Below are 24,173 nucleotides of genomic sequence, written 5' to 3' on the forward strand. Positions count from 1 at the left end.
TCCTATTTGCTGAAACGGGCGGTGAGCCACGTCAGGAACAATGTGAACAGGAAGTAGCTCATGACGATGGCACTAGTGAAGTGGCCGCTCGTCTGACGCATGTTGTAGAGGTAGACCTGCAGGGTTTCGTAGTGGGAACCTGCCAGCAGGTTGGCGAATACGAAGTCGCCCAGCAGGAAGGAAAACGCTAGGAACAGCGAGGCCATCAGCCCCTTGCGCAGGTTGGGCAGAATCACCAGCATGAAGGCCACGGGAGTGCTGGCACCCAGCAAATGGGCGGCATCCATCAGGTCGCGCACATTGATGCTGCTAAGGCTGTTGGCCAGCGAGCGGTACATGAACGGCAGGGCGATGGTGAAATAGCAGCCCACCAGGATCCATGGCGTGCCGGTGATGTTCAGCGGGCCATCGGCATAGATGTTCAACAAGCCCACCGAGGTCACCACTGGTGGCACCGCGAACGGAATCAGGATCAGTGCGTTCATCAGCTTGTCCAAGGCCGGGAAGCGGTAAAACACCACGAACACGGCGGGTACAATGATCAGCGTGCTCAGCAGCAGGGTGCCCAGACACACCGCCAGTGAGCGACCGAAGGCAGCCAGGAAGGCGCTGTCCTGCCACAGTTGCAGATACCAGGCCAGCGACAGGTCATCCGGCAGGATGGTGGCGCCCCAGTGTTCAGACAGCGAATACAGCAAGGTGGCGAGCACCGGCACGGTCAGCAGAAGAATCAGCATGGCGACAACACTGCGGTGATAGATGTCAGCGCGCATGGCGGGCTCCTTTCTTCAGCAGCCACTGGTTGACGGCAGTGACCAGTAGCAACATCAGCATCAGCAAGACCGACAGCGCGGCGGCCATGTTCGGCTCCAGAAAGATGTCGCCGGAAACCAGGCTGGCAATGCGCACCGTGATCAGGTTGAAGTTACCCTGTGTCAGCGCATAGGCACTGGCATAGGCGCCGATGGCATTGGCAAACAGCAGGATGAAGGTGCCGAGGATGGCCGGGGCCAGCACTGGCAGGCCGACGTGGTACCAGTACTGCCAGAGCTTGGCGCCCAGGAGCGAGGCGGCGGCCTGCCAGTCGTCGTCCAACGAATCAAATGCCGGATACAGCAGCAACACACCCAGCGGAATCTGGAAGTAGGTGTAGATCAGGATCACGCCATTGCTGGAGTAGAGGCGGAAGTCCTCAATCAGGCCCCACTGGCGTAGCAGCAGGGTCAGCGCGCCATTGGTGCCCACCAGAATGATGAAGGCGAAGGCGAGGGGTACGCCGGTGAGGTTGCTGGTCATATTGGTAATGGATACGACCAGTCGGCGCAGCCGGCCGGAAACCCGGCGCAACGAGGCGGCCCCCAGTAGCGAAATCACCAGCCCAATCACGCTGGACCACACGGAAATGCGCAGGCTGTTGTCAAAGGCCTGGCGATAGAACGGTGACGACAGAATGTCGCTGTAGTTGGCCAGCGACAGGCCCTGCTCGGTGTGCACGCTGTTGAGCAGCACCCACACCATTGGCGCCAGGCAGAACAGGATCAGCATGACGAAGAAAGGGAGCAGCAGCAGGGCAGCCGGCCAGTGTCGCAGCCGGCCACGAGGCAGCCGTGGCACTGCCGTTTGGCCGGCAAAGGGTAGCGAAGTGGTTTTCATGACAAAAGTAGCTCCGGTTTGTGCGGTTTGGCGTGGTCCAGACCCAGCAGGTCAGCGATAAGGCCGCACAGCTGGGTCTGGTGCACACGGACGTCCGGCAATTTGCTGAAACGCTGGCCGATCACGAACAGTGGTACCTGCCGCTCTTCCGGTAGCAGACCGCCGTGGCTGCCATCGTGGTTCATGCCGTGATCACTAGTGACCAATACTTGATAGCCTGCGGCCAACCATCCGGGCAGGTACTCGGCCAGCCGCTTGTCAAAGCGGCGTGCCGAATTGCGGTACTGCGCACTGCCGTAGCCGTGGCGATGTCCGGCCACGTCGGTCTCCATTGGGTGTACCAATAGCAAGTCTGGGTGGTGTTTCAATCGCAGTGCTTCGGCGTCCAGCAGTAAGTGGTCATCCGGGTAGTCGTCTCCGTGGTAAAACACGCCATGCTGGATTGGTAGCTGACTGTCGTCGGTGAAGCGGTCGCGCACGGCAACGTACGGTGCCCGGTTGTACAGTTCTGCTATCCAGTGATAGGCCGCCGCCGCGGTGGTCAGGCCAGCATCGCGAGCCAGGTGGAAAATGCTTTGCTGGCTGGAGGCCGGGCCGGCGTAGTTGTGCACGATGCCGCTGTGCACGGGGGGCACACCACTGAGAATGCATTCGTACAACGGGCGCGACAGCGATGGCAGTTCGCACCGTAGCTGATAGAGACCGGCCTGACCCGCCTCGCACAAGCCCTGCAGGTAGCCCATGCCGTCATGGGCTGCCTGCCAGGCCAGGCCGTCGATCAATACCAGGATGACCTTGCTGGACATGGCCGCTCCTTACTGCATGTTCACCATGACTATTTCCTGCCACTGGCGCGGCAGCTTCTTGGTCGAGTCTTCCCAAGCGGCGAAGTCGCGGATCGGTTTGGCCGACCGATACTGGCTGGCTGGCAGCAGCTTGGCCTGCACGTCGGCCGGGATCGCCAGCTTGCTGCGGATCGGTCGGGCATAGCCGCGTGCCAGGTTGATCTGGCCGGCATCGCTCAGTACATATTCACGTACCAGCTTGGCCGCATTTGGGTGCTTGGCGTACTTGTTGATGATGGTGGTATAGCCGGTAGTCACCGAGCCATCGGTCGGGATGCTCACCGTAAAGCGCTTACTGTCGATGCGGTCGCGGTAGCTCAGCGAGGTGAAGTCCCACAGGATGCCTACCTCGATCTCGCCCTTTTCCAGATTGGCCAAGCTCGGGTCGATCAGTGACAGGCGGCCCTGCTTGGCCAGCTGGCTGAACAGCTCCAGCGCCGGCTTCAGGTTTTTCTCGTCACCGCCGCGAGCCAGTGCTGCAGCCAGTACGGCGCTGTTGGCGCGCGCGGACACCCCCACTGCACCCAGCGTGACCTTGTACTTGCCTTTTAGTAGGTCGGCCCAGGACTTGGGTGGTGCTTTCACCAGCTGGTTGTTGGTGATGAAGGAAATGGTCCCGGTATAGGCCAGTACCCAGTGGCCGTCCTTGTCCTTGGCCCAGGCCGGGATCTCGCTCCAGGTGCTGGGCTTGTATGGTTGGGTCAGCCCTTTTTGCTGAGCAATCGGACCAAAAGTGTGGCCTACATCGCCGATATCCGCGGTGGCATTTGTCTTCTCCGCCTCGAACTTGGCCAGTTCTTCTGCCGAGCTCAGGTCGGTATCACGGTGACTCAGGCCATATTTCTGGGTAATCTGCGCCCAGGTGTCTTTCCAGTTGGCCCAGTCGTCGGGCATGCCCACGCTATAAACAGCACCTTCCTTTTTAGCGGCTTGGATCAGGGAAGGGAGGTTTTCCGCATTGGCCTGTGCCACGCTAAGGCAAAGCCCCCCGGATACGACGCTAACCAGCAAATTTTTCATGATCTTTCCTTTGGTCTAGTCCAGATTTAAGCTGCAGGGGAACCTTAGTTCAGTGGCTTTCCAGCTGTCAATCTCGCCTCATGTTTTTTTGATGGTATTGGTCACGGATTTGTTGTGATTTTGTTTGTTAACTCACTGATTTATATTGATAAAGAATTATGTGCGACTGTGTGGTTTTTCATGTAGATTTGCTGCGTGAATAGACGTTGTGTTGCCTTGGGTGTGTCTTTGAAATTTCACGATCTTGTGATAAATTTGTCATCAATTTGAAAACTGGAGTAGTCCAATTGATCGCGTTTGAACGTAATACCACTCTGGCCACACAAATCAGGCAGTCGCTGGAGATGCAGATTGATAGCAAACTACTGGTAGCGGGCACCAAGCTGCCATCTGAGCGAGAGCTTTCCGAACTGTTCGATACCACGCGGACGACAGTCAAGGAGGCGCTGCTGGCGATGGAGGCTGAAGGGCGTATCTACTGTGAAGACCGCCGCGGTTGGTTTGTCGCGCCCCCCCGGCTGATATACAACCCGCTGTACCGCTCTCCCTTTCACCAGATCGTTACCGAACAGAAACGGCAGTTGGAAACACTCGTGATGTCATCGCGAACCATCGTGGCGACACCGGCACTGTGCCAAGAGCTGGCTTTGCCAACCCTGTCGCGGATAACCGAGGTCACGCGGCTGCGCAAGCTGGATGGGCGCGTGGTACTACTGGCTAGGCACTACCTGAAGCCTGAGCGCTTTCCCGGTATTTTGGAGCACGATCTGAGCCAGTCGTTGACCACTCTTTACGAGCAGCATTATGGCGTACGTTATGGACGCTCCCGTTTCGAGATCAACCCCACGGCGGCTTGGGGCGAGGTGGCGCAGGCGCTGATGTTGACCGAGGGGAGTCCGATCCTGCTGATTTCCTGTGTCAACTACGACCAGCACGGCGAGATTATCGATTGCGACTATGAATACTGGCGTCACGACGCGGTACGGATCTTGGTTGATAGCCAAGAGTTAGAGCGGATGAGGGCAAATGCGTTGATTTGACAAATGCGCCACTGTACGGACTCTAAGAAGAGGGCTGTCTAGGGTGGTTTCGTGCCTGAAAGCATTCCGCATGGATGTTCCAGAGGAGAGAAAATGCAGAGGTGGGACGAAAAGAGAGTCGTTTTACCCTTTGGGGGCGAGCAACTCCTATCATTAAGCCACAGAGCGACCGAAGGAGGCACCTACAGGGCTGATTGGAATGGTTGTTCAGCTAGCAGCTATGCTCATTGCCCCCAATGAAGCAGCCATTGCAATGGCTGCTTTTTGTCGTTCACGAAGGGCGATTCCCGCGCACCTTCAACCTGCTCCCTGCGGGCGAACTGTCAGTTTTGGCCTACGACAGGTCTCCGGCACTTCTACAAAACTGGGGGCGATTCAACCAGCGGTAACAGGTCAGCCATAAAAGCGCGTAATACCGTAGGTTGAGGTGCTCCCCGTCGAGTAATCGCTGTAAATGGCCAGTGAGAGCAAAAGCGTGCAGGATCAATCTGACGCATATCACCAGCCTCCACCCAACGGGTTGCGTAGTGGATTGGTAAAAACCCGATATAGGCCCCGGAGAGAATCAGCATTGCTTGTGCCTCGATATTGGCAACGGTGGCGGCAGCCTTGCTGACGCGTAATTGCTTTAAGTCCTGCTGCTGGAGGTAGCCGCGGGCTACGATGTGGCTAGTGGCAATATGGTTGAACAGTTGCGTCTCAGTATCCGATGTCTTGAATAGCGGGCTGTAACGGCTGCAGAACAGGCCATCCTGCTCCTGGTACAGCTGGATGTAGGACAACCCGGCGACCCGCAACGGAAAGTGACCAACTGCGATATGCAGGCGGCCATCCAGTACCCGCTCTTCCAGCTCGGCAGGGGTGCCAATATAGACATCCAGATGCACGTCGTGGCCGCGAGCCACGAACTGGCGTAGTGCGCGCGCCAGCGGTGAATCGGCATCGCTGATGGTGTTGTCGATGATGCCCAGGTACAGCTTGCCCGAGATGTGCTGCTTCAGTGCGCTGGTGTCCATGCAGAAGGCATCCACCGCCATCAGCAGACGCTGGGTGGCTTCGTAGGTGACCATGCCGTGTTCGGTGAGGCGAAAACCGCCACGCCCGCGCTCGCACAGGGTGACACCCAGTCGCGTTTCCAGGTTGGTCATCTGTTCACTGATACTGGACTGGCTGAGATTCAGCGCGGCCTGTGCCGCAGAAAAACCACCACATTTCACGATGGTCATGAACACTCGCAGCAGCTTCAGATCCACGTCTTGCAGTTGTTTCATCTGCTTCTTTCCTTTGCCGATGGGTTGTTTTTCGTGCTGCATCGCAGAACGCCGATGGCATCAAGTGCCGTGCTGTATAGCTGGCGACAGCCATGTGTCAAACCAACAATTTTTACATCGGGAATGTCGATGTGAGTATCTGATATTTATTATTTTTTCGAAGCAAATCTCTGCGCATAGTCATGGAACACCGGGCGCCATGCAAGTCCCGGCTTGTACCAGTACATCACATGCGGAGAGAGACTTATGTCGAAAAACAGTTATGAAGAAGGTCGCCTGAATCTGCCGTTTGTCGGCCACTGCACCTTCGCCAAAGCCCCGGTCTGCCTGGACTGGGAACGCATCGACGCCGACGTGGCCGTCCTGGGCGCCCCCAATGATATGGGCACCCAGTGGCGTTCCGGCGCCCGCTTCGGCCCGCGCGGCATCCGCGAGGCCTCCACGCTGTTCTCCTTCGGCCATGCCGGCGCCTACGACTTTGAAGACGACGTGATGTACCTCACCCGCGAAGACGTGCGCATGGTGGACGTGGGCGATGCCGACATCGTGCACACCGACATGGCCAGCAGCAACGCCAATATCGAGCTGGCGGTGCGCAAGATCCTGGCCGCCGGCGCCATGCCGGTGGTGCTGGGCGGCGACCATTCCATTCACGCGCCGGTGATCAAGGCGTTTGAGGGCCAGGGCCCGATCCACATCCTGCACATCGATGCCCACCTCGATTTCGTCGACGAGCGCCACGGCGTGCGCTACGGCCACGGCAGCCCGCTGCGCCGCGCCTCGGAGATGGACCACATTGTCGGCATGACCCAGCTGGGCATCCGCAACGTGTCGTCCTCCAACCGCGACGACTACGCCGCTGCCCGCGCTGCCGGCTCCACCGTGCTGTCGGTGCGGCAGGTGCGCGCGCTGGGTGCCGAAGGCGTGCTGGCGCAGATTCCGGATGCGGCCAACTACTACATCACCATCGACATCGACGGCTTCGACCCGTCCATCGCCCCGGGCACCGGCACCCCCAGCCACGGCGGCTTCCAGTACTACGAGGTGCTGGAAATCATCCAGGGCCTGGCCCAGCGCAGCCAGGGCCGCATCGTCGGCATGGATCTGGTAGAAGTGGCCCCGGCCTACGACCCGACCGGCGTGACTTCCATCCTGGCTGCCCAGCTGCTGATGAACAGCATCGGCTTCATTTTCCACGCCCGCGCCGAAGCACGCCGCGGCTGAACTGCACCTGACGCGCCAGCCTCGCGTAGATGAGGCGGCGTTGAGAAAGAGGAGAACAACATGGATCAAGTCGTACAGCAGTATCTGGCGCAATACGGCGTTTCCGCCGCCACGCGCGCGTTTCTGGCCAAGCCGCAAAAGATGTTCATCGGCGGCCAGTGGCTGGACGCCAGCGACGGCGGCAGCTTCAACGTCACCGAGCCATCCACCGAGGGCCGGATCACCAGCGTGCCGTCCGCCACCGTGGCCGACCTGGACCGCGCCGTGGCTGCCGCCCGCGCGCAGTTCGACGGCGGCGAATGGCGCCAGCTCAAGCCGCTGGCACGCGAACGCCTGCTGCAGCGGCTGGCCGACCTGATGGAGGAGCACGGCACCGAGCTGGCCGAGCTGGAAGCCATCGACATGGGTAAGTCGGTGGGCTTTGCCCGCGATATCGATGTGCAGGGCTCGGTGGACACCATCCGCTACTTTGCCGGCTGGGCCAGCAAGCTGCATGGCCGCACCGTGGAGCCGTCGTCGCTGCCCGGCAACTACCTGGCCTACACCCGCAAGGAGCCGCTGGGCGTGGTGGCCGCCATCGTGCCGTGGAACTTCCCGCTGCAGACCATGGTGTGGAAGCTGGCCGCCGCGCTGGCGGTGGGTTGCACCATGGTGATCAAGCCGGCCGAGCTGACCTCGCTGTCCACGCTGCGTTTTGCCGAACTGGTGCAGCAAGCTGGTATTCCGGATGGCGTGGTGAACATCGTTACCGGCCGTGGCAGCGTGATCGGCGCCGCCATGAGCAGCCATCCGGGCATCGACAAGCTCACCTTTACCGGCTCCACGCCGGTTGGCCGCAAGGTAGGCGCCGCCGCGGTGGAGCAGCTCAAGCATGTGACGCTGGAGCTGGGCGGCAAGTCGCCGGTGCTCGTGCTGGCCGATGCCGACCTGAAAGCCGCGGCCAGCGCGGTGGTGAACGGCGTGTTCTTCAACTCCGGCCAGGTGTGCGATGCCGGCACCCGCGTCTACGTGGCGCGCAGCGTGTACCAGCCGTTCCTGGACGAAGTGGTGGCGCTGACCCGCGAACTGAAGATCGCCCCCGGGCTGGACCCGGACTGCTACATCGGCCCGCTGGTGTCCGCACAGCAGAAAGACAGCGTGCTGTCCTACATCGCCAGCGGCATCGAGGAGGGCGCCGAGCTGCTGTGCGGCGGCCAGGCGCTGCCGGGGCCTGGCCATTTCGTGGAGCCGACCATCTTTGCCCACTGCCGCCAGGATATGCGCATCGTGCAGGAGGAAATCTTCGGCCCGGTGCTGGTGACCCTGCCGTTCGACGAGCTGGACGAGGCGGTGGCGCTGGCCAACGACAACCAGTACGGCCTGGCGGCGGCGATCTACTCCAACGACCTGGGCCTGGTGCACAGCCTGATTCCACGCCTGGATGCCGGCATGGTGTACGTCAACGCCCACGGCACCATCGACCCGGCGCTGCCCTTCGGCGGGGTGAAGGGTTCCGGCTTCGGCAAGGACCTGGGGCCGGAGCAGCTGGAGCACCTGATGATCAGCAAGGCGGTGTGGATCACGCTGCCCTGACACGGGCAGAGGGCGGCTGTCCATCACGGATCTGCCACGCCCGCCGGCATGGACGATGATGAAAGTAGGAGGAGCGCGGTGCTGCCACGTCAAGCACGCCGCAGCAGGGCTGGCCGCGGCAGGGTGCCGCGCCGGTCCGCTCCGCCAGCACGCATCTCCAGTCGCCGGGGCAAGGTTGGCCGCAAGCCGTAACGGGGTGCCGCCGCCCGCCCTTCGCCGTGACGCCGCCGCCTTTGGGGCCGCTGGCGTCAGCTGCCGCCGCGCCCGCCATCGAGCGGGCCGGGCCGGCACCATGAGATATGCGAGGAGATACCATGAAATCGAACGCGCAAAAAACCGAGCAGGCCGCCGCACCGGGCGGTCTGGAAATCGAAGGTCATTCCATTGACTTCATCCCGGACCATGAACGAACCGACAAGCTGTCCACGCAAGGTCCGTTCTGGTTCGTCGGCAACTTCACCTTCTTTACCATGACCATCGGTTTTGTCGGCCCCAGCGTGGGACTCAGCGCGCTGTGGACCACCATCGCCGGCACACTGGGCATCATGTTCGGCACCCTGTTCATGGCGTTTCACGGCTCGCAGGGGCCGCACCTGGGCCTGCCGCAAATGATCCAGTCGCGGGCGCAGTTCGGCTACCGCGGCGTGGTGCTGGTGCTGCTGGCGACGCTGTTCGTGTTCGCCGGCTTCAACATCGTCAACCTGGTGCTGATGATGCAGGGGCTCAACACCCTGTTCCAGTGGGGGCCGATGCAGGTCGGGCTGGCGGTGACCGTGCCGGCGACCATCCTCGCCATCCTCGGCCACGACTGGATGCACAAGACCTTCAAATGGTCGCTGTTCCTGTCGTTGCCGCTGTACGGCATCGTCACGCTGGCGGTGCTGATGGGCTGGATCCACGACGCACCGCCGCTGGCCAACGCTCCCGTTGCGGCGCCGCTGGGCTTTACCTGGATCGGCTTCATCGCCCAGTTTGCCGCCGGTGCCAGCTACAACATCGCCTACGCGCCGTATGTGTCGGATTACTCGCGCTATCTGCCGAAGAACACCCACAGCGGCAAGCTGATCGCCGCGGTATTCCTCGGCGCGTCGCTGTCCGGGGCGTGGATGATCGCGGTCGGCGGCTGGCTGGGTGAACACCTGCATGCCACCGATGTGCTGGTGGCGCTCAACAGCGTGGGCGCCAGCGTGGCACCGCAGCTGGGTAGCGTGGTGGTGGCCATCACCATCCTGGCCTTTCTGCCAGTGATCGCGATGAACATCTACAGCGCCAAGCTCACCGCCATTACCGGGGTGGACTCCTTCAAGAAGGTGAAGCCGACGCCGAAGGTCCGCATCTGGGCGATCCTGTTCGTGGTGTTCCTGCAGCTGGGCGTGGCGATGAGCATCTATACCTCCGGCTCCGGCCTGTCGGTGCTCAACATCTACCTGATCGTGATGCTGTACTTCCTGGTGCCGTGGACGGCGGTGAACCTTACCGACTACTTCTTCGTGCGCAAGGGCCGCTATGCGATTCCGCACTTCTTCCTGCCGCACGACAACATCTACGGCCATTGGGGCCGCCGCGGCCTGCTGGCCTACCTGATCGGCTTCCTGGCCATGATTCCATTCTTCGCCATCTTCAACGGTCCGCAGGAAGTGTTCGTCGGCCCGCTGGCGCGAATGATCGGCAGCGTGGACATGGCCTGGCTGGTGGGGCTGATCGTGTCCGGCGTTGCCTACTACCTGCTGTGCCTGTCGCTGGACCTGGACAAGGAAGAGACGCTGATCAAGCACATCGAAAAGACCTCCCCGCAATACACCACCGGTGAAGGTTGGTAAGCCCGTACCGACCCGCAAAACAAGGCGACAAGTATCATGGAAAAAATTTTCGACTACATCATCATCGGGGCCGGTTCCGCCGGCTGCGTGCTGGCCAATCGCCTGACCGAGGACCCCAACGTCAGTGTGCTGGTGCTGGAGTATGGCGGCAGCGACAAGAGTGTGATCATCCAGATGCCCAGCGCATTCTCGATCCCGATGAACACCAAGCGCTTTAACTGGCACTTCGAAACCGAGCCGGAGCCGCACCTGGGCGGCCGTCGCCTGCACTGCCCACGTGGCAAGGTGCTGGGTGGCTCGTCGTCAATCAACGGCCTGGTCTACATCCGCGGCAACGCGCTGGATTTTGATGAGTGGGAGTCGCTGGGGGCCAAGAACTGGGGCTACCGCCACTGTTTGCCGTACTTCAAGCGTGCCGAGAACTACAAATTCGGCGGCGACGACTACCGTGGTGGTGATGGCCCGTTGGCCACCAACAATGGCAACAATATGGCCAACCCGCTGTACGGTGCCTGGGTGGAAGCAGGGGCGGAGGCCGGCTACATCAAGACCGACGACTGCAACGGCTATATGCAGGAAGGTTTCGGCGCCATGCACATGACGGTGAAGAACGGCGTGCGCTGGTCCACCGCCAACGCTTACCTGCGCCCAGCGATGCAGCGCCCCAATCTGACGGTGGTGACCCACGCCATGACGCGGCGCATCCTGCTAGAGGGCAAGCGCGCAGTGGGGGTGGAGTTCGATCAGGGCGGCAGGACCCATACCGTACGTTGCCGGCGCGAAGTACTGGTATCGTCCGGCCCGATTGGCTCGCCGCATCTGCTGCAGCGTTCCGGCATCGGCCCGGCAGCGGTGTTGCGCCAAGCCGGCATCGAGGTAAAGCACGACCTGCCAGGGGTGGGCGAAAACCTGCAGGATCACTCGGAGATCTACATCCAGTACACCTGCAAGCAGCCGATTACCCTCAACGGCAAGATGAGCCTGTGGGGCAAGGCGATGATCGGCCTGCGCTGGCTGCTGTTCAAAGATGGTCTGGGGGCCAGCAACCACTTCGAGGCCGGTGGCTTCATCCGTTCCGACAAGGGGCTGCGCTGGCCGGACATCCAGTTCCACTTCCTGCCGGCGGCAATGCGCTACGACGGCGATAAACCATTCAAGGGCCATGGCTTCATGGTGCTGACCGGCCCCAACAAGCCCAAGAGCCGTGGCTATGTACGCGCCCGCAGCGCCGACCCGTACCAGCACCCGGAGATCCGCTTCAATTACCTGGAAAGCGAAGAGGACCGCGAAGGCTTCCGCCGCTGCGTGCGGCTGACGCGCGAGATACTGGCGCAGCCGGCGATGGACAGCTACCGTGGCGAGGAGCTGGCGCCAGGGCCGCAGGTACAGACCGATGCCGAGATCGATGCCTTCGTGCGTGCCAACATGGAAAGCACGATGCATCCTTGTGGCTCCTGCCGCATGGGCGAGGACGACATGGCGGTAGTGGACTCTGAACTGCGCGTGCACGGTATTGCGCGCCTGCGGGTGATCGACTCTTCGGTGTTCCCCACCGAGCCAAACGGCAACCTCAACGCCCCTACCATCATGCTGGCCGAACGTGCCGCCGATCTGGTGCGCGGTCTGGTGTCGCTGCAGAGCGATGATGTGCCGGTGGGGCAGGTGAGCGACTGGGAAACCCGGCAGCGTAGCGGCAGGCCGATGCGCCAGCACATCGTCTGAAATTGTTTTCCCCTGTGACTAGCCAACCTTGCCACGGTGTGCGCATCGGTCGGTAGGTTGGCTGCTTTTCTTACTTCAGTAGCGTAGAGTTGATTGTCAGCATGGGATGCCGGCTGGTGCAATAACATCATGATTCAGACATTGATTGTCTTTTTGCACAAATTAGATAAAGGTCGGCTTATCGTAAAATCGCCTCTGGTTTGCTTAAAAACTTTAAGGGTGGCCTCCAATTTGGAAGCCACCTTTTTTTAATTGGACTGCCCCAGCTCTTGTAGGCAATCCAGTATGAAGGAGCATGATTCTGGTCACACTTAGAGTTTGCTGAGGCCTGGAGAGTGATAAGGATGACCGTGCTGTAATGCCACTGAGCCATACGGCAGGATCAGGAGTCATCACGCTGGACAATCTACCAGGAGAGAGCCCCACGAATCGGTAGCGGTTTTCGCTACCGATTCGCTGTTACTTGAGGGTCGAGAAAGTCTGCCCAAGATTGCATCATGGGGCGGCGCTCCTCCAGTAGATCGGTCCGGTGATAGGCGGCTTCCACTTTGTTTTCAATGGCGTGCGCCAAGGCACGTTCAGCAAGATCCTTGCGGTGGCCACTTTCACTGGCCCAGTCGCGAAAGCTAGATCGAAAACCATGTGCCGTGGCTGCTCTTCCTTCTGTGTCGCTTTGAGCTTGTTCGCGGCGCAAAAATGAAGTCAAGATCATGTCTGAAGGAATTTTCCCTGCAGGGCTAGGGAAGACGAGCTCTTCGTGTAGGCCCTGCTGTGACTGGAGGATCAAGACGGCTTGGTCGCTAAGCGGCACTCGGTGCTGGATACCAGCTTTCATTCTGTTAGCGGGAATTGTCCAGACTTTATTTGCAAGATCGAACTCCCCCCATTGAGCTGCACGTGCCTCTCCGGATCGCGTGGCAGTTAAAATCAAAAACATCAGGAGTGGTCTGGTTGTTTCCCCTCGTGGATAGTTCCTTACCCTGTCAGATACAAAACGTCGTATATCTCGCCATGGCATCGCAGGTTGGTGAGCGTGTGATGCTTTTTGGGGTGGGAGTAATCTGCTTACAACGTCTATGGGGTTTGCCTGCACGAAACCATGTGCCCATGCCCAAGCCATAACGGCATGGCAGCGTTGCTTGATACGTGAGGCTGTTTCGGGTGTATCTAGCCAAATGGGGCGTAAAGCATCGGCAAAATGACTCGGTTTCAGTATGTCAACGGTCAGGCTGCCAAGTTTGGGAAAGATGTGGGCCCTGAGAGTATTTATCCATTGCTGTCCATGCTTCAAGTTCTTCCAGCTGGGAAGTAGTTCCTCATAGACTCGGTACGCGGCTTGCTCAAACGTTGGGGTACAAGTAGCTACTTCCTTCGTCTCCAGAGGATCGATGTTCTTGGCAATGAGCTCTCTTGCCTCTGTACCGAGCTGTGTGGCTTGGGCAATGCTGACTGCTGGGTAGCTACCAAGCCCAAGAGACCTACGCTTGCCAGTGATTGGGCTGACATAACGTAGCTTCCATTGCCCGTGCCCTTTTGTCTTGAGTGGGTGCAGGGTGAGACCAGTTATTCCGCCATGTGACAACGCTGCATCTGTAGGCTTAAGCGACTGTGCTTTTCGATCTGTAAGTGTTGCCATGGTAGCCAATCTGGTAGCCATTATGATGTGGCTTTCATGGTATACCCATGGAACTCAATAGACAACAAAACACCTTAACACCATGATTTTCAATAACTTTAATAGACAACAAAGGATGCTTATGGACTTAAATCAAGCGGACACCGCTTCCGCCAGCATTCCGTAAAAAAGCCCTGAATCTTCAGGGCTTTTTTTATTGCCAGTTCAAAACACTCCACTTCGCGCTGCCCATCAGCAAGTGGCTTCGTTTCAAGGCTTCACCAACCGTGGCGGCGCCCCGAGTGCCAGCTGGGTCTCACGCTGTGGTGTAACCAGAGCAAGGTGGGTCATCACGTCGCGGCCCAGCACCAGCCGGACATCGGTGCTCTGGCGCAGCCCCACTTTTTCCGTAATGGCCGGTTTCAACGGCAGGCTGGCACTCAGCCTAGCGGCCACGCCCGCATAACCGGGGCGATACTCGACTACCGTCACCGGTTGACGGAACGGCTTGTTATTGGTGAGCCGCGCCGCCGGATAGCCTTGCGCCAGCAGCGCCTGGCTCACGCGTCGGGCCATGCCGGTAATACCGTTGCCGTTGGATACCTCGTACAGGGCCGCGCGGGCCGATGGTGGCGTAGTCTTCGGCAGCGCTGGCGGCGCTGCGGCCAACATGGTTGGCACCTCCGGCTCTATCATTTTCTGAGGTTCGGCTGGTGCCAGCTGGGGTGGCTGGGATGGTGTGATAACGGGTGCCGGTTCCGCTACCAGCGGCGGGGTGGCTGGCTGGGACGGTGATGGAGCTGGAGCTGTCGGTTCAACAGCGACCGGCGGGCTGGCAGGGGCCAGCACAGGCGCTGCCACCGTGGTTTCTGTTACTGGCTGGGCTACTGACGGCGCGGCGACATTGCTGGCGGTGTTTGCCGGCGGAGTCGCTGTGGCCGGGGCGAATGCCTGCTGCACCAGCTCGGTCTTGGTTTTCTGTGCCAATGCCAGATTGAGGTTGGTCGTGATCTTGGCATCGCCTGGCTTCAGGCTCGCTGCCTTCTCCAGCGCGGCGGCAGCCTCGACTGGGCGGCCTTGCAGGTAGTAAGCATAACCAAGGTTGTTGTAGAAGTGCGCGGTATCCGGCGCGGCTGCCAGTGCTAACTGGAACTCCATAATCGCCAGCTCGAACTGATGCTGACCGGCGTAGAGGCTGCCGAGTGCGTTGTGTGCCTCGGTATAGTGTTTGTCCAGCGCCAGCGCTTGCTGGAAGGCCGGAATGGCGAGGTCGCTCCGGTTCTGGCCTTGGTAGTAGCGACCAAGCTGATAGTAGGCTGCCGGGCTTTCATTGGCATGGCGCACTTTCAGCAGCGGCTGGAAGCCCCACGCCTGTTTCGGCGGCACCGATTCGCAGCTTTGCAGCAGGGGGACACAGCACAGCAGCGACAACAGCAGCGGAGTGTTTTTCATGGCGTTTTCTCCCATGACATGCTCGATGACGGCTTGTACCAAGCCCGGCTAACCACCACCGCCGAACGATGGCAGCAGCACGCGGTAGATCTGGATGAATGCCGGCCCCAGCAATACCAGCAGCAGGGCAGGGAAGATGCAGAAAATCAGCGGAAACAGCAGCTTCAGCGGAATCTTGGCGGCGGCTTCTTCTGCACGCAGGCGGCGCTTGGTGCGCAGGTCATCGGCATGCACGCGCAGCGATTCGCCGATGCTGGTACCGAAGCGGTCAGCCTGAATCAGCATCGCCACCAGAGTGTCCACCTCCTGCACCCCGGTACGCATCGCCAGGTTGCGCAGCGCGCGATCCTTGCTGCTGCCGGCGCGCAGTTCCAGGTTCACCAGATGCAGTTCGTCGGCAAGAATAGTGCTCTTGATGCGGATTTCCTCGCCGACTTTCAGCAGCGCCGCGTCCAGTCCCAGGCCGGCCTCGACACAGACCAGCAGCAGGTCGATGGCATCGGGAAAGTTGTTGAAGATTTCCTGCTGCCGCTGCTCGATGCGCCGCGCCAGGATGATGTTGGGCAGGTAGTAGCCTACCGCGGCGGCAAACAGCATCGAGATCAGGAAGTTGTTGCCTTCCATGTGCCCGCCGGTGAGACCGATGTACAGGAACAGCACGCCGGGAAACACCAGCGCCAACAAAGTCTTGGCGCCGAAGTACAGCGGTATCGCCGAGGTGCCGCGGTAGCCGGCATTCATGAAGCGGATGCGGATTGGCGAGCTTTCCCAGCCGTCAGAGGGCACCGACAGCCTCGCCAGCGGCGTGGCGATCTTGATGGCCTTGGCCACCCAGGCCGAGGCATTGTCAGTGTCCAGCGGCGTATCCGCCTGCACCACCTTTTCCAGACGGGCCTTTACCCGGTTGGGGGCGACCTGCATCGAGATGGTCAGCGCAACGCCAAACACCACTAGAAAGATAATCGCCAGGTAGATCCATTGTGAGGTATTCATGACTGTTTCCTCGCCATGACAAGTAGGGGTGCAGTCAGACCTTGATCTTGATGATCTGCCGCATCCAGAAAATCCCGGCGACCATCATGCAGCCGATCAGCGCGACCATCATGAAACCACTGGGGTCTTCCCATAACACCTTCATGAAGCCCGGATTGATCAGCTGGATCACACCACCCACCGCAAACGGCAGCAGGGTCAGGATCCACGCCGACAATTTGCCCTCGGCCGACAGCACCCGGATGGTGCCGTACAGTTTCAGCCGCGCCCGGATCAGCGCACTGATATTGCCAAGCAGCTCGGCCAGATTGCCGCCGGTTTCGCGCTGGATCAGTACCGCGATCACCATATAGCGCAGGTCGGTACTGGGGATGCGCGTCGCCAGATTCATCAGCGCCTCCTGCATCGAGAAGCCGTAGTTGACCTCGTCGAAGGCGATGCGGAATTCGCCGGCGACCGGATCGGACATTTCGTCCCCGATCATCTTCAGCGATTGCGGCAAGGCATGGCCGGAGCGCAAGGCCCGGCACATCAGGTCCAGCGCATCCGGTAATTGCGCCTCGAACTGCACCAGCCGCTTGTGGCGGGCGTTCATGACGAGCATCCACGGGATGCAGGCGCCCCCCAGGGCGATCAGCAGCGACAACAGCAGCGGCAGCGGAAAAAAGCGGCTGGCAATGAATGCGGCCAACCCTAGCGCCAGACTGAAGCCGAGAAACACCCCGACATTTAACTTCAGCCCGGACTGCACCAGAATGCGGTCCAGCTTGTGCACACGGGGGAACGCCAGCAGGAAGCGCTGTATCATTTTGGAGTCGCTAAGCAGCCGTTCTTTCATCAGCTGCATCGCTTCGCCATGATGCGCACCGGCAGACATCGCCTGCAGGCGGCGTTCGATGCGACTGGCCTCAGGACCTTTGTACGAGTTCCAGGTCAGGAAGGCGCCTTCCAGCAGGAAGACCACCGCGACAAAGATCAGCAGGATGAGGATGGCAAAGGTCGTGTCCATGATGGCACCTACTCGAATCGTTTGCTGGGGTCGAACAGCGCGTCCGAAATCTCCACGCCGTGCGTTTTCAGGCGCTCGATAAACTTCGGCCGCACACCGGTGGCGCAGAAGTAGCCCTGTACCGCACCATCTACGCCGACGCCACTTTGCACGAACTGGAAGATCTCCTGCATGGTGATCACGTCACCCTCGGTACCGGTAATCTCCTGGATGCTGGTAACTTTGCGCTTGCCATCGGTAAGACGCGCCACCTGGATCACCACACTCAGCGCCGAGCTGATCTGCTGGCGGATCACCTTGGGCGGCAGGTTCATCCCGGCCATACCCACCATGTTTTCCATGCGCGTGATGGCGTCGCGCGGGGTGTTGGCGTGGATGGTGGCCATCGAGCCTTCGTGACCGGTGTTCATCGCCTGCAGCATGTCGACGGCCTCGGCGCCGCGCACCTCGCCAAGGATGATGCGGTCCGGCCGCATGCGCAGGCTGTTGCGCACCAGTGCCCGTTGCGACACTTCGCCGCGGCCCTCGATATTGGGCGGCCGCGTTTCCAGCCGGATGATGTGCGGCTGTTGCAGCTGCAGTTCGGCGGCATCTTCAATGGTGATGATGCGCTCCGTATCGGGAATGAAACCGGACAGGATGTTGAGCAGGGTGGTCTTGCCGCTACCGGTACCTCCGGAAATCAGCATGTTGATCTTGGCCTTGGCCAGCCCCTTGATCACGGTGCCCATGTCCGGCGTCAGGCTTTTCAGCTCGATGATGTCGTTCAGGCGTAGCGGGGTGGCAGCAAAACGGCGGATCGACAGCATCGGCCCGTCAATCGCCAGCGGCGGGATGATGGCGTTGACGCGGGAGCCATCCGGCAGGCGGGCATCGACCATCGGGCTGGACTCATCGACACGCCGGCCGACGCGCGACACAATCTTGTCGATGATCTTCATCAGGTGCGCATCATCAGTAAAGCGCACATCGGTCTGTTCAAGCTTGCCGCGGCGTTCGACATAGACCTGCTGGAAGGTGTTGACCAGGATATCGGAGATGGTCGGGTCCGCCAGCAGCGGCTCCAGTGGGCCGAGGCCAAGCATTTCGTGCTGGATGTCCTTGACCAGGCTGCGTCGCTCATTGTCGTTGAGCGCCGCGTTTTCTTCGGCCAGCAGCCGTTCCACCAGTATCTTGAGCTCGTCTTTCAGGCGCTCGGGAGCGAGACTTTCCATCACCCCCAGATCAACCCGCTCCAGCAGTTTCTGGTGAATACGGGATTTCAGATCGTGGTAGGACTCGTAATTGGCGGACGTGGCCGACTTGACGATGGCCTGCAAGGTTTCGGAGCTGGGCTGGATGGATTCGAGCCGATCGCGCAATGACATGATAGCTACCCCTTTGCCGATGATCAGTCTGCTCAGGCCCCGAAGTGGCGGGTTATCAGGCTGATGCGTTAGTTGCCGAGAGATTTGTCGTTAACAAGCATTCCATTCAATTCAAGGTGCCAAACGTTAATCGGGTGTTTGCGAAGCTGATGTCGGTCCCAGCACACCACTACTACGCACTGGCGGGATGCCACCCTGAATGTGCTGCAGCAGGTTGCCCCACCACGAGGTTTCGCCATTGCCGCCTTGCACCAGCTCTCGTCCCAGCTCTTGCAGGGTGCGTGCCACCGGGTTGTTGGGCGACAGCTTGCTGATTGGAATCCCCTGGTTCACCGATGTCGCTACCGCCTTGAAGCTGTTGGGGATGGTCTTGTACACCGTCATCCCCAGTGTGCGCTCGACATCTTCCAGACGGATGTCGCCGCCTTTTTCATAGCGGTTGACCAGCAGCTTGATCTTTTCTTGCGAGTAACCCAGCGAGCGCAGCACGTCCAGCAGCCGGCGGGCATCGCGAATGAAGGGCAGCGTGATCTGCAGCACCGGGAACACCACGTCGGCGTGATCCAGCGCCTTGATGCTGACCGGATCCAGCGCGCGGCCAACGTCCAGGATAATCACGTCATAGTGATTGCGCGCCAGGTTGATCAGGGTATCGATGTGGCTGGGACTAACCTCCATCGCCTGCACCGGGTCTTCCGGCGCCGACAGGATGCCCAGGTTGGGCAGCACGTTCAGCAGGCTGGAGGCGAGGAACGAAGCATCCATGCGCATGATCTGGCGTGACACCTCAGCCAGGTTGGTCGATGGCTTGTGGTCGGAAATGAACAGCGAAGCATCGCCAAACTGCAGGTTGACGTCGATCAGGATCACGTTCTTGCCTTCCTGCGACGCCAGGTTGTAAGCAAGATTGGTCGACAGAAAAGTCGAACCGCTGCCACCCTTGCAAGGGATAAAGGCAAACACCTTGCCCTTCTGGCGCGAGGTATTCTGCAGGTTGCGCTTTTCTTCGACCCGTGCCAGCGCCACATGCAGCGCATCGCGGCCGACCGGGGAGGGTAGCACCTCGCGCACGCCGGCACGCATCGCCCGCAACAGCACCTCCGGCGTCTGGCTACTGGACAGCAGAATCAGGGTGATGTCGGGGTGGCGCAGGTTCAGCTGCGCCAACGGCGAAAAATCCGCCAAGGCTTCGTCGGTTGCACTTTCCAGAATGATGATGTCGGGGCGCAACTGGTCGGCAACCGGTGCCAGCATCTCAGCCCCACCTGTGAACACCTTGACATCCCGACTGCTGTCCGTTTCGACAAAGCGGCGCAGCTCATCCAGGTTCTTGGTGTTGTGCGAAATAATCGAGATTCTCATGATTGCGCCTCAACTAAAAAAGGTTGCGCCCGCAGGCCTTGATTGACAAAGGTAGTCAACCATCAGGGCGAACAGTCAGGGTTGGCATCGGCGCCGGTGCCGGTGGCAAGGCTTTCCCGGGTCAGCGTGGTACTGAATGCCGGTATCCGCCACGACTCATTAATGAACGGGAAGACGTAATGAAAAGCCGGGGCATTGGGCGAGATGGACACCGTCACGCTCTGGCAATTTGCCGCACCGGTACAACCGCTCGGTTCGTAACTGACCACGATGTCATTGACGTTTGTAATCGGCAGAAACTTCTGCATCGATGTTTTGACGCGAGCGGCATTCATGTCACAAACCACTGCCAAGCGAGCACCGCGCCGCGTCGCCTCCACCGCCGAATTCCAGGTAAACATCAGCCGGCCAAACTCCATGATGCCGATAAGCAGGGAAAACAGGATCATGGCGACCAGTGCAAACTCCACTGCCGCCACGCCACGCTGCGTCTGCCTGCGGGACTGCCGCAACTGCCGGAATGAGGTTTTCATAGGTTTGCCTTCATTACAGTGCGGATCTGGCCAAAGGTAATGGTGGACAAATCCGCGGTAACAAATGGAACCAGCGAAACAAACTGGTAATTACTGACCGTTACCGACACCAGGTTGACGACAGGGGTAGCACCCTGGGCAAGGTGATCTGCACAACGCTGCCAGTCACAAATCGTCACTGTGGCGTCATCCAGTTCCGGCGCCAGCAACGGGCCGCTACAGCTGGTGTTGCCATGCCGCACCAGACAGGTTGCCTCGGTATCCTTGGTCCCCGGCTGCTGTGCCGACAGATAGCGGGCGGCATCACGCGTAGCCTTGGTCACCGTGTTGAACTGGTAAAACGCCCGACCGAATTCCGTGATACCGAACACGATAAAGATCAGCGGCATCAGCAGGATCGCCATTTCGACGGCGGCAACACCCTGTTGGCGAGAGCGTGGTTGCATGGCCATCTCCTATCTCGCCAACGCAGGTACTTTGGGACCGACACCACCACCGGCCCCCGGCAGCCCCAGCGTGGCACACGGGTTGCCCGGCACATCAGCCTGCCCACGATACTCAACAAAGGTGTCGCTACCCGGTCCCGGCATCGGCTGCAACAACAGCACACAGGCAAACTTCTGGATCGGCACCGTCTGCGACCCTGTCCAGCTGCCGCAGTTGACGATCGGCATCAGCGCCAGTCGTCGGTCGGCCCCATTGGTATCCAGTTGTGTCGAGGTTGCACTGCGCGGATTCCCGATCAGGGTGATACCGGCTGCGGTGTCCCCCTGGTAAACGGTATTGGCAACCCTCGATGCCAGAAAATTGGGGGTGGAGCCGGAGGTGCCGTTGTAGGCGTTGAACTGGCTGACCCAGGAGGTCGCGGTATAGGCAAAACCGGTGAAATCCGGCGGTGCCGTGCTAACGCTTTCACTACCCTGATACAGGCCAAAACGGGTATTCCACGCCTGGGCAATGGACTGCTGCATACCGGTCTGTCCGACTGAATTGGAGATATTCAAGTTGCACTGCCCGGAGCCGGTCAGCAGCGCGGACAGCTCACTGGCACCGCCGGCAGGGGGCGAGTAGTCGATAAGGTTGAAGCTACCGGTAAAGCCGCCTCCAGCAGTGAAACGACTGCCATACCATTTGCCGACACAGAAACCGTAGCTGTCAGGCGCGGTGCCATCCGGGCAGCTGGCGGGTGGTGTCTGCTGGCACAGCCCCACCGGAATGGCGCAGTTGGTCTGCGATGGCGACAGGGCGGCCACCGCATGTGCAGTCACCGTTTGCGCGCCAGCCCCCATTACCTGCATGAACCAAGGCATGATGCCGGTCTGTGGCAGCGTGCACTTGGCATACTTCATGTTCGGGATGCTGGCTGTCGCGACGCCATTCTTGGGAAAATAGGTGCCGGTCAGGTGGTCACTGAAGGTGACATCGCTATTGACCAGGATCGAGACCGCGTCATCCTGAAAGTTGACACTGTTCCGTTGCCCGACGGTGATGCCGGCACTTTCCGCGCGGTTGAGCGACTCGACATCGCCTTTCAGCTCTGCCGCCGCAGCTAGGGCGCAGGCATCCGCAGCGTTGCTCAGCTCGGTCTTGGTGATGAACAGTCGCCCCAGATCAGCGACCAGCCCCAGGAAGCCGACCAGAACAACGATACATAGCCCGACGATGATGGCTACCGCGCCTTTCTGATATCGCCGGCCCGGTAGCTTGCCAGTGCGTTTCATAGAGCCACCTCATGCATCTGATCCTGAAACAAGGCAGGGATTATTTGCCGCCGCCCAGCACATCAATGGTGAGGATGCCAGCCGTGGAAGGTGGCTTCTGGAACGACTCGTGGTAGCGATCCATGCCGTCCTTCGCCGCCTTGCCGTCGATGCCGGTTACGGGATCCATGTCCTGCGAGGCCTCCGGATTAATGGTCTGCTGCGCCTTGGCCATGTTGACGGCCTCGCCGAAGCGGCTATCCAGATACGGTGTCGACGAGCAGGCCGTCAGCAGTGATGCCAGCAAGACAGCGCGGGTAACCATCACCAATTTGTAAGTTCGCATGACTTGGCCTCCTTATTTCACTTCAAAGCCGGATGGCGCTTGAGGGGCTTGCGGTTGCACAGGCGGGGGAGCACCTTCGCCGGAACTGGTGCCTGCGTCCGATGGCGGTTTGCCCTCCATCTTCCCGCCGAGGAAGAACTCAGCCCGATTTGGCGGGGTGTAGTTGTCGGTCGGCAAGGCATAGTTTGGTGGCAGCGGTTTCACCAGCCGCGGGGTCACCACGAAGATCAGCTCGGTCTTGTCGGTCTGGAAGCTGCTGCTACGGAACAGGGCACCCAGGATCGGGATTTCACCCAGCAGCGGGAAGGCACTGATATTGGTGGTGACGTTGTTCTTGATCAGGCCGCCGATGGCGAAGCTCTGGCCATCGCGCAGTTGCACGGTGGTCGCGGCGCGACGGGTGGTGAACGACGGCAGGATGGCGGTGCCATTGAGGCCTGTGATATTGACACCACTGGCGTTCAGCTCGGATACCTCTGGCGCTACCTTCAGGTTGATCCTGCCGCCATCCAGCACGGTCGGGGTAAAGCGCAGGGCGACGCCAAATTCTTTTTCTTCCAAGGTAATAGTCTGGCCACCGTTACTGCTGTTCTGCGCCACCGGGATGAAGATCTTGCCACCGGCGAGGAAGCTCCCTTCCTGACCACTGATCGCCATCACGGTCGGCTCGGCCAGCACCTTGACCAGACCATCATCGTGCTGGCCATCGATCTCAAAACTGCGCCGATTGGACGTGCCGCCATTGTTACCACCCAACAGTAGCCCGATAGCATTGGAGGCGTTGCCGGACAGGAAATTGGTATCCCAGTTAAAGTTCCAGCCGCCATGATTCAGCACCCCGGCCAGGTTGATACCGACCTGATCCAGCAGCTTCTTCGAGATTTCCGCCACTTTGACTTCCAGCATCACCTGCTGCGGCGCATCCACCGACAGCATGTTGATGACTTTGGATTGGCCGGCATAGGCTGCGGCCAACGTCAAGGCCTTGTCGACCCGAGTGGAATCCGCCACGGTGCCAGTCAGCACCAGCGAATCGGAGGCGGCACTCACCTTGATACGGCTGTTTTCTCCGGCCAGCATGTCGTTGAGCGAGCTTTGCAGCGAGGCTGTATCCACCCCGACGGTGACATCGACCAGCATGCACTGGCCGGTACGGCTCAGCAGGATGATATTGGTCGACCCGACACTCTTGCCCAGCAGGTAGATTTCGCTCGGGCTCAGCAGGATCACATCCAGACCGGCCACCCCCGCGTTGGCCTTGCCTTCTGGCGCTTTCTTGTCGTCACCCTCCGCGCCTTCCTTGGGCTGTGCCGCTTGTGTGCCAGCCGGATTGCCCAGCAGGATGCGGCTGACCGGTGAAGTCGTCTTCAGGCGGAATGACTTGCCGACGGTGACATTGACCATCGGTGCCGATTCGATGGTATTGCACGGTGTTGTGGCCGCCGGTTTCGGGGTAACGGTTGCCGCTTTCGGTGCGATCGTGGCGGCCTGGACTGAGGCGCTCCACATCATCATGCAGCTGGTGGCGATTGCCAGCGCACCAAGATTCAGGCGGGGCAAGCGTGCTTCGACAGGTTTCTTTTTCATTATGACTTTACTCCCTAACGAATTGGGCTGGATGTCTGACAG

Annotated in this window: 21 protein-coding genes; 5 read left to right on the forward strand and 16 right to left on the reverse strand. The window is 60.0% G+C overall.

The window, feature by feature from the left end:
* Positions 1 to 2: 2 nt before the first annotated feature.
* Genes PQU89_RS04875 through PQU89_RS04890 form a run of 4 tightly spaced genes read right to left on the reverse strand, consistent with a single transcriptional unit; the run spans position 3 to position 3,392 of the window.
* On the reverse strand, positions 3 to 773 hold the full coding sequence (locus PQU89_RS04875; RefSeq protein ID WP_272764869.1) for an ABC transporter permease: 771 nt from the start codon (positions 771 to 773) through the stop codon (positions 3 to 5).
* Positions 763 to 1,653, reverse strand: coding sequence for an ABC transporter permease (locus PQU89_RS04880; protein ID WP_272764870.1), 891 nt, complete (start codon positions 1,651 to 1,653; stop codon positions 763 to 765). Before PQU89_RS04880 ends, PQU89_RS04875 begins: the two co-directional genes overlap by 11 nt.
* Positions 1,650 to 2,459 carry an alkaline phosphatase family protein gene (locus PQU89_RS04885; RefSeq protein WP_272764871.1) on the reverse strand — a complete coding sequence of 270 codons (810 nt, stop codon included), beginning with the start codon at positions 2,457 to 2,459 and terminating at the stop codon, positions 1,650 to 1,652. Before PQU89_RS04885 ends, PQU89_RS04880 begins: the two co-directional genes overlap by 4 nt.
* Positions 2,460 to 2,468: 9 nt before the next feature.
* A complete protein-coding gene (locus tag PQU89_RS04890; protein ID WP_272764872.1) occupies positions 2,469 to 3,392 on the reverse strand; it encodes an ABC transporter substrate-binding protein in 924 nt (307 codons plus the stop codon).
* Between the two features lie 413 nt (positions 3,393 to 3,805).
* On the opposite strand from PQU89_RS04890, the gene PQU89_RS04895 reads away from it, so the two are divergent.
* The gene (locus tag PQU89_RS04895; RefSeq protein ID WP_272764873.1) at positions 3,806 to 4,558 is read left to right on the forward strand and encodes a UTRA domain-containing protein; all 753 of its coding nucleotides are present in this window, start codon (positions 3,806 to 3,808) and stop codon (positions 4,556 to 4,558) included.
* Between the two features lie 356 nt (positions 4,559 to 4,914).
* Here PQU89_RS04895 and PQU89_RS04900 read toward each other — a convergent pair whose 3' ends face one another.
* Complete coding sequence (locus tag PQU89_RS04900) at positions 4,915 to 5,829, reverse strand: LysR family transcriptional regulator (protein ID WP_272764874.1); 915 nt, start codon at positions 5,827 to 5,829, stop codon at positions 4,915 to 4,917.
* Between the two features lie 246 nt (positions 5,830 to 6,075).
* Between PQU89_RS04900 and speB the strand changes: the two genes are divergently transcribed.
* From speB to betA, 4 genes are all read left to right on the forward strand, one after another.
* Positions 6,076 to 7,053 carry an agmatinase gene (gene speB / locus PQU89_RS04905; protein WP_272764875.1) on the forward strand — a complete coding sequence of 326 codons (978 nt, stop codon included), beginning with the start codon at positions 6,076 to 6,078 and terminating at the stop codon, positions 7,051 to 7,053.
* A gap of 60 nt (positions 7,054 to 7,113) precedes the next feature.
* Positions 7,114 to 8,625 carry an aldehyde dehydrogenase family protein gene (locus PQU89_RS04910; protein WP_272764876.1) on the forward strand — a complete coding sequence of 504 codons (1,512 nt, stop codon included), beginning with the start codon at positions 7,114 to 7,116 and terminating at the stop codon, positions 8,623 to 8,625.
* 314 nt (positions 8,626 to 8,939) lie between these two features.
* Complete coding sequence (locus PQU89_RS04915) at positions 8,940 to 10,445, forward strand: purine-cytosine permease family protein (protein WP_272764877.1); 1,506 nt, start codon at positions 8,940 to 8,942, stop codon at positions 10,443 to 10,445.
* 36 nt (positions 10,446 to 10,481) lie between these two features.
* Positions 10,482 to 12,167 (forward strand): choline dehydrogenase, encoded by a 1,686-nt coding sequence (betA, locus tag PQU89_RS04920; protein WP_272764878.1) that lies wholly within the window; start codon positions 10,482 to 10,484, stop codon positions 12,165 to 12,167.
* Between the two features lie 445 nt (positions 12,168 to 12,612).
* Here the strand turns inward: betA and PQU89_RS04925 are convergent, their stop codons facing one another.
* From PQU89_RS04925 to PQU89_RS04975, 11 genes are all read right to left on the reverse strand, one after another.
* Positions 12,613 to 13,803 (reverse strand): tyrosine-type recombinase/integrase, encoded by a 1,191-nt coding sequence (locus PQU89_RS04925; RefSeq protein ID WP_272764879.1) that lies wholly within the window; start codon positions 13,801 to 13,803, stop codon positions 12,613 to 12,615.
* Between the two features lie 249 nt (positions 13,804 to 14,052).
* A complete protein-coding gene (locus PQU89_RS04930; protein ID WP_272764880.1) occupies positions 14,053 to 15,276 on the reverse strand; it encodes a tetratricopeptide repeat protein in 1,224 nt (407 codons plus the stop codon).
* 6 nt (positions 15,277 to 15,282) lie between these two features.
* On the reverse strand, positions 15,283 to 16,227 hold the full coding sequence (locus tag PQU89_RS04935; RefSeq protein ID WP_047965358.1) for a type II secretion system F family protein: 945 nt from the start codon (positions 16,225 to 16,227) through the stop codon (positions 15,283 to 15,285).
* A gap of 34 nt (positions 16,228 to 16,261) precedes the next feature.
* On the reverse strand, positions 16,262 to 17,236 hold the full coding sequence (locus PQU89_RS04940) for a type II secretion system F family protein (protein WP_272764881.1): 975 nt from the start codon (positions 17,234 to 17,236) through the stop codon (positions 16,262 to 16,264).
* A gap of 8 nt (positions 17,237 to 17,244) precedes the next feature.
* Positions 17,245 to 18,603 carry a TadA family conjugal transfer-associated ATPase gene (locus tag PQU89_RS04945; protein ID WP_272764882.1) on the reverse strand — a complete coding sequence of 453 codons (1,359 nt, stop codon included), beginning with the start codon at positions 18,601 to 18,603 and terminating at the stop codon, positions 17,245 to 17,247.
* A gap of 126 nt (positions 18,604 to 18,729) precedes the next feature.
* A complete protein-coding gene (locus tag PQU89_RS04950; protein ID WP_272764883.1) occupies positions 18,730 to 19,965 on the reverse strand; it encodes a CpaE/TadZ family protein in 1,236 nt (411 codons plus the stop codon).
* A 62-nt stretch (positions 19,966 to 20,027) separates the two neighbouring features.
* Positions 20,028 to 20,498: a TadE/TadG family type IV pilus assembly protein gene (locus tag PQU89_RS04955; protein WP_272764884.1), complete on the reverse strand. Its 471-nt coding sequence runs from the start codon at positions 20,496 to 20,498 to the stop codon at positions 20,028 to 20,030.
* Entirely contained in the window at positions 20,495 to 20,944 is a 450-nt protein-coding gene (locus tag PQU89_RS04960; RefSeq protein ID WP_272764885.1) for a TadE/TadG family type IV pilus assembly protein, read from the reverse strand. The genes PQU89_RS04955 and PQU89_RS04960 overlap by 4 nt, the downstream gene beginning before the upstream one ends.
* A gap of 9 nt (positions 20,945 to 20,953) precedes the next feature.
* Positions 20,954 to 22,219 (reverse strand): pilus assembly protein TadG-related protein, encoded by a 1,266-nt coding sequence (locus tag PQU89_RS04965; RefSeq protein WP_272764886.1) that lies wholly within the window; start codon positions 22,217 to 22,219, stop codon positions 20,954 to 20,956.
* A 40-nt stretch (positions 22,220 to 22,259) separates the two neighbouring features.
* Positions 22,260 to 22,544, reverse strand: coding sequence for a hypothetical protein (locus tag PQU89_RS04970; RefSeq protein ID WP_272764887.1), 285 nt, complete (start codon positions 22,542 to 22,544; stop codon positions 22,260 to 22,262).
* 12 nt (positions 22,545 to 22,556) lie between these two features.
* Positions 22,557 to 24,131, reverse strand: a complete 1,575-nt coding sequence (locus tag PQU89_RS04975; RefSeq protein ID WP_272764888.1) for a type II and III secretion system protein family protein — start codon at positions 24,129 to 24,131, stop codon at positions 22,557 to 22,559.
* Between the last annotated feature and the right edge of the window lie 42 nt (positions 24,132 to 24,173).

The sequence above is a fragment of the Vogesella indigofera genome (assembly GCF_028548395.1).
Taxonomy (GTDB): Bacteria; Pseudomonadota; Gammaproteobacteria; order Burkholderiales; family Chromobacteriaceae; genus Vogesella; species Vogesella indigofera_A.

Coding starts and splice junctions, on each gene's coding strand:
- PQU89_RS04875 (WP_272764869.1), bottom strand. CDS start 773: ATGCGCGCTGACATCTATCACCGCAGTGTTGTCGCCATGCTGATTCTT.
- PQU89_RS04880 (WP_272764870.1), bottom strand. CDS start 1,653: ATGAAAACCACTTCGCTACCCTTTGCCGGCCAAACGGCAGTGCCACGG.
- PQU89_RS04885 (WP_272764871.1), bottom strand. CDS start 2,459: ATGTCCAGCAAGGTCATCCTGGTATTGATCGACGGCCTGGCCTGGCAG.
- PQU89_RS04890 (WP_272764872.1), bottom strand. CDS start 3,392: ATGCCCGACGACTGGGCCAACTGGAAAGACACCTGGGCGCAGATTACC.
- PQU89_RS04900 (WP_272764874.1), bottom strand. CDS start 5,829: ATGAAACAACTGCAAGACGTGGATCTGAAGCTGCTGCGAGTGTTCATG.
- speB (WP_272764875.1), top strand. CDS start 6,076: ATGTCGAAAAACAGTTATGAAGAAGGTCGCCTGAATCTGCCGTTTGTC.
- PQU89_RS04910 (WP_272764876.1), top strand. CDS start 7,114: ATGGATCAAGTCGTACAGCAGTATCTGGCGCAATACGGCGTTTCCGCC.
- PQU89_RS04915 (WP_272764877.1), top strand. CDS start 8,940: ATGAAATCGAACGCGCAAAAAACCGAGCAGGCCGCCGCACCGGGCGGT.
- betA (WP_272764878.1), top strand. CDS start 10,482: ATGGAAAAAATTTTCGACTACATCATCATCGGGGCCGGTTCCGCCGGC.
- PQU89_RS04925 (WP_272764879.1), bottom strand. CDS start 13,803: ATGGCAACACTTACAGATCGAAAAGCACAGTCGCTTAAGCCTACAGAT.
- PQU89_RS04935 (WP_047965358.1), bottom strand. CDS start 16,227: ATGAATACCTCACAATGGATCTACCTGGCGATTATCTTTCTAGTGGTG.
- PQU89_RS04940 (WP_272764881.1), bottom strand. CDS start 17,236: ATGGACACGACCTTTGCCATCCTCATCCTGCTGATCTTTGTCGCGGTG.
- PQU89_RS04945 (WP_272764882.1), bottom strand. CDS start 18,603: ATGTCATTGCGCGATCGGCTCGAATCCATCCAGCCCAGCTCCGAAACC.
- PQU89_RS04950 (WP_272764883.1), bottom strand. CDS start 19,965: ATGAGAATCTCGATTATTTCGCACAACACCAAGAACCTGGATGAGCTG.
- PQU89_RS04955 (WP_272764884.1), bottom strand. CDS start 20,498: ATGAAAACCTCATTCCGGCAGTTGCGGCAGTCCCGCAGGCAGACGCAG.
- PQU89_RS04960 (WP_272764885.1), bottom strand. CDS start 20,944: ATGCAACCACGCTCTCGCCAACAGGGTGTTGCCGCCGTCGAAATGGCG.
- PQU89_RS04965 (WP_272764886.1), bottom strand. CDS start 22,219: ATGAAACGCACTGGCAAGCTACCGGGCCGGCGATATCAGAAAGGCGCG.
- PQU89_RS04970 (WP_272764887.1), bottom strand. CDS start 22,544: ATGCGAACTTACAAATTGGTGATGGTTACCCGCGCTGTCTTGCTGGCA.
- PQU89_RS04975 (WP_272764888.1), bottom strand. CDS start 24,131: ATGAAAAAGAAACCTGTCGAAGCACGCTTGCCCCGCCTGAATCTTGGT.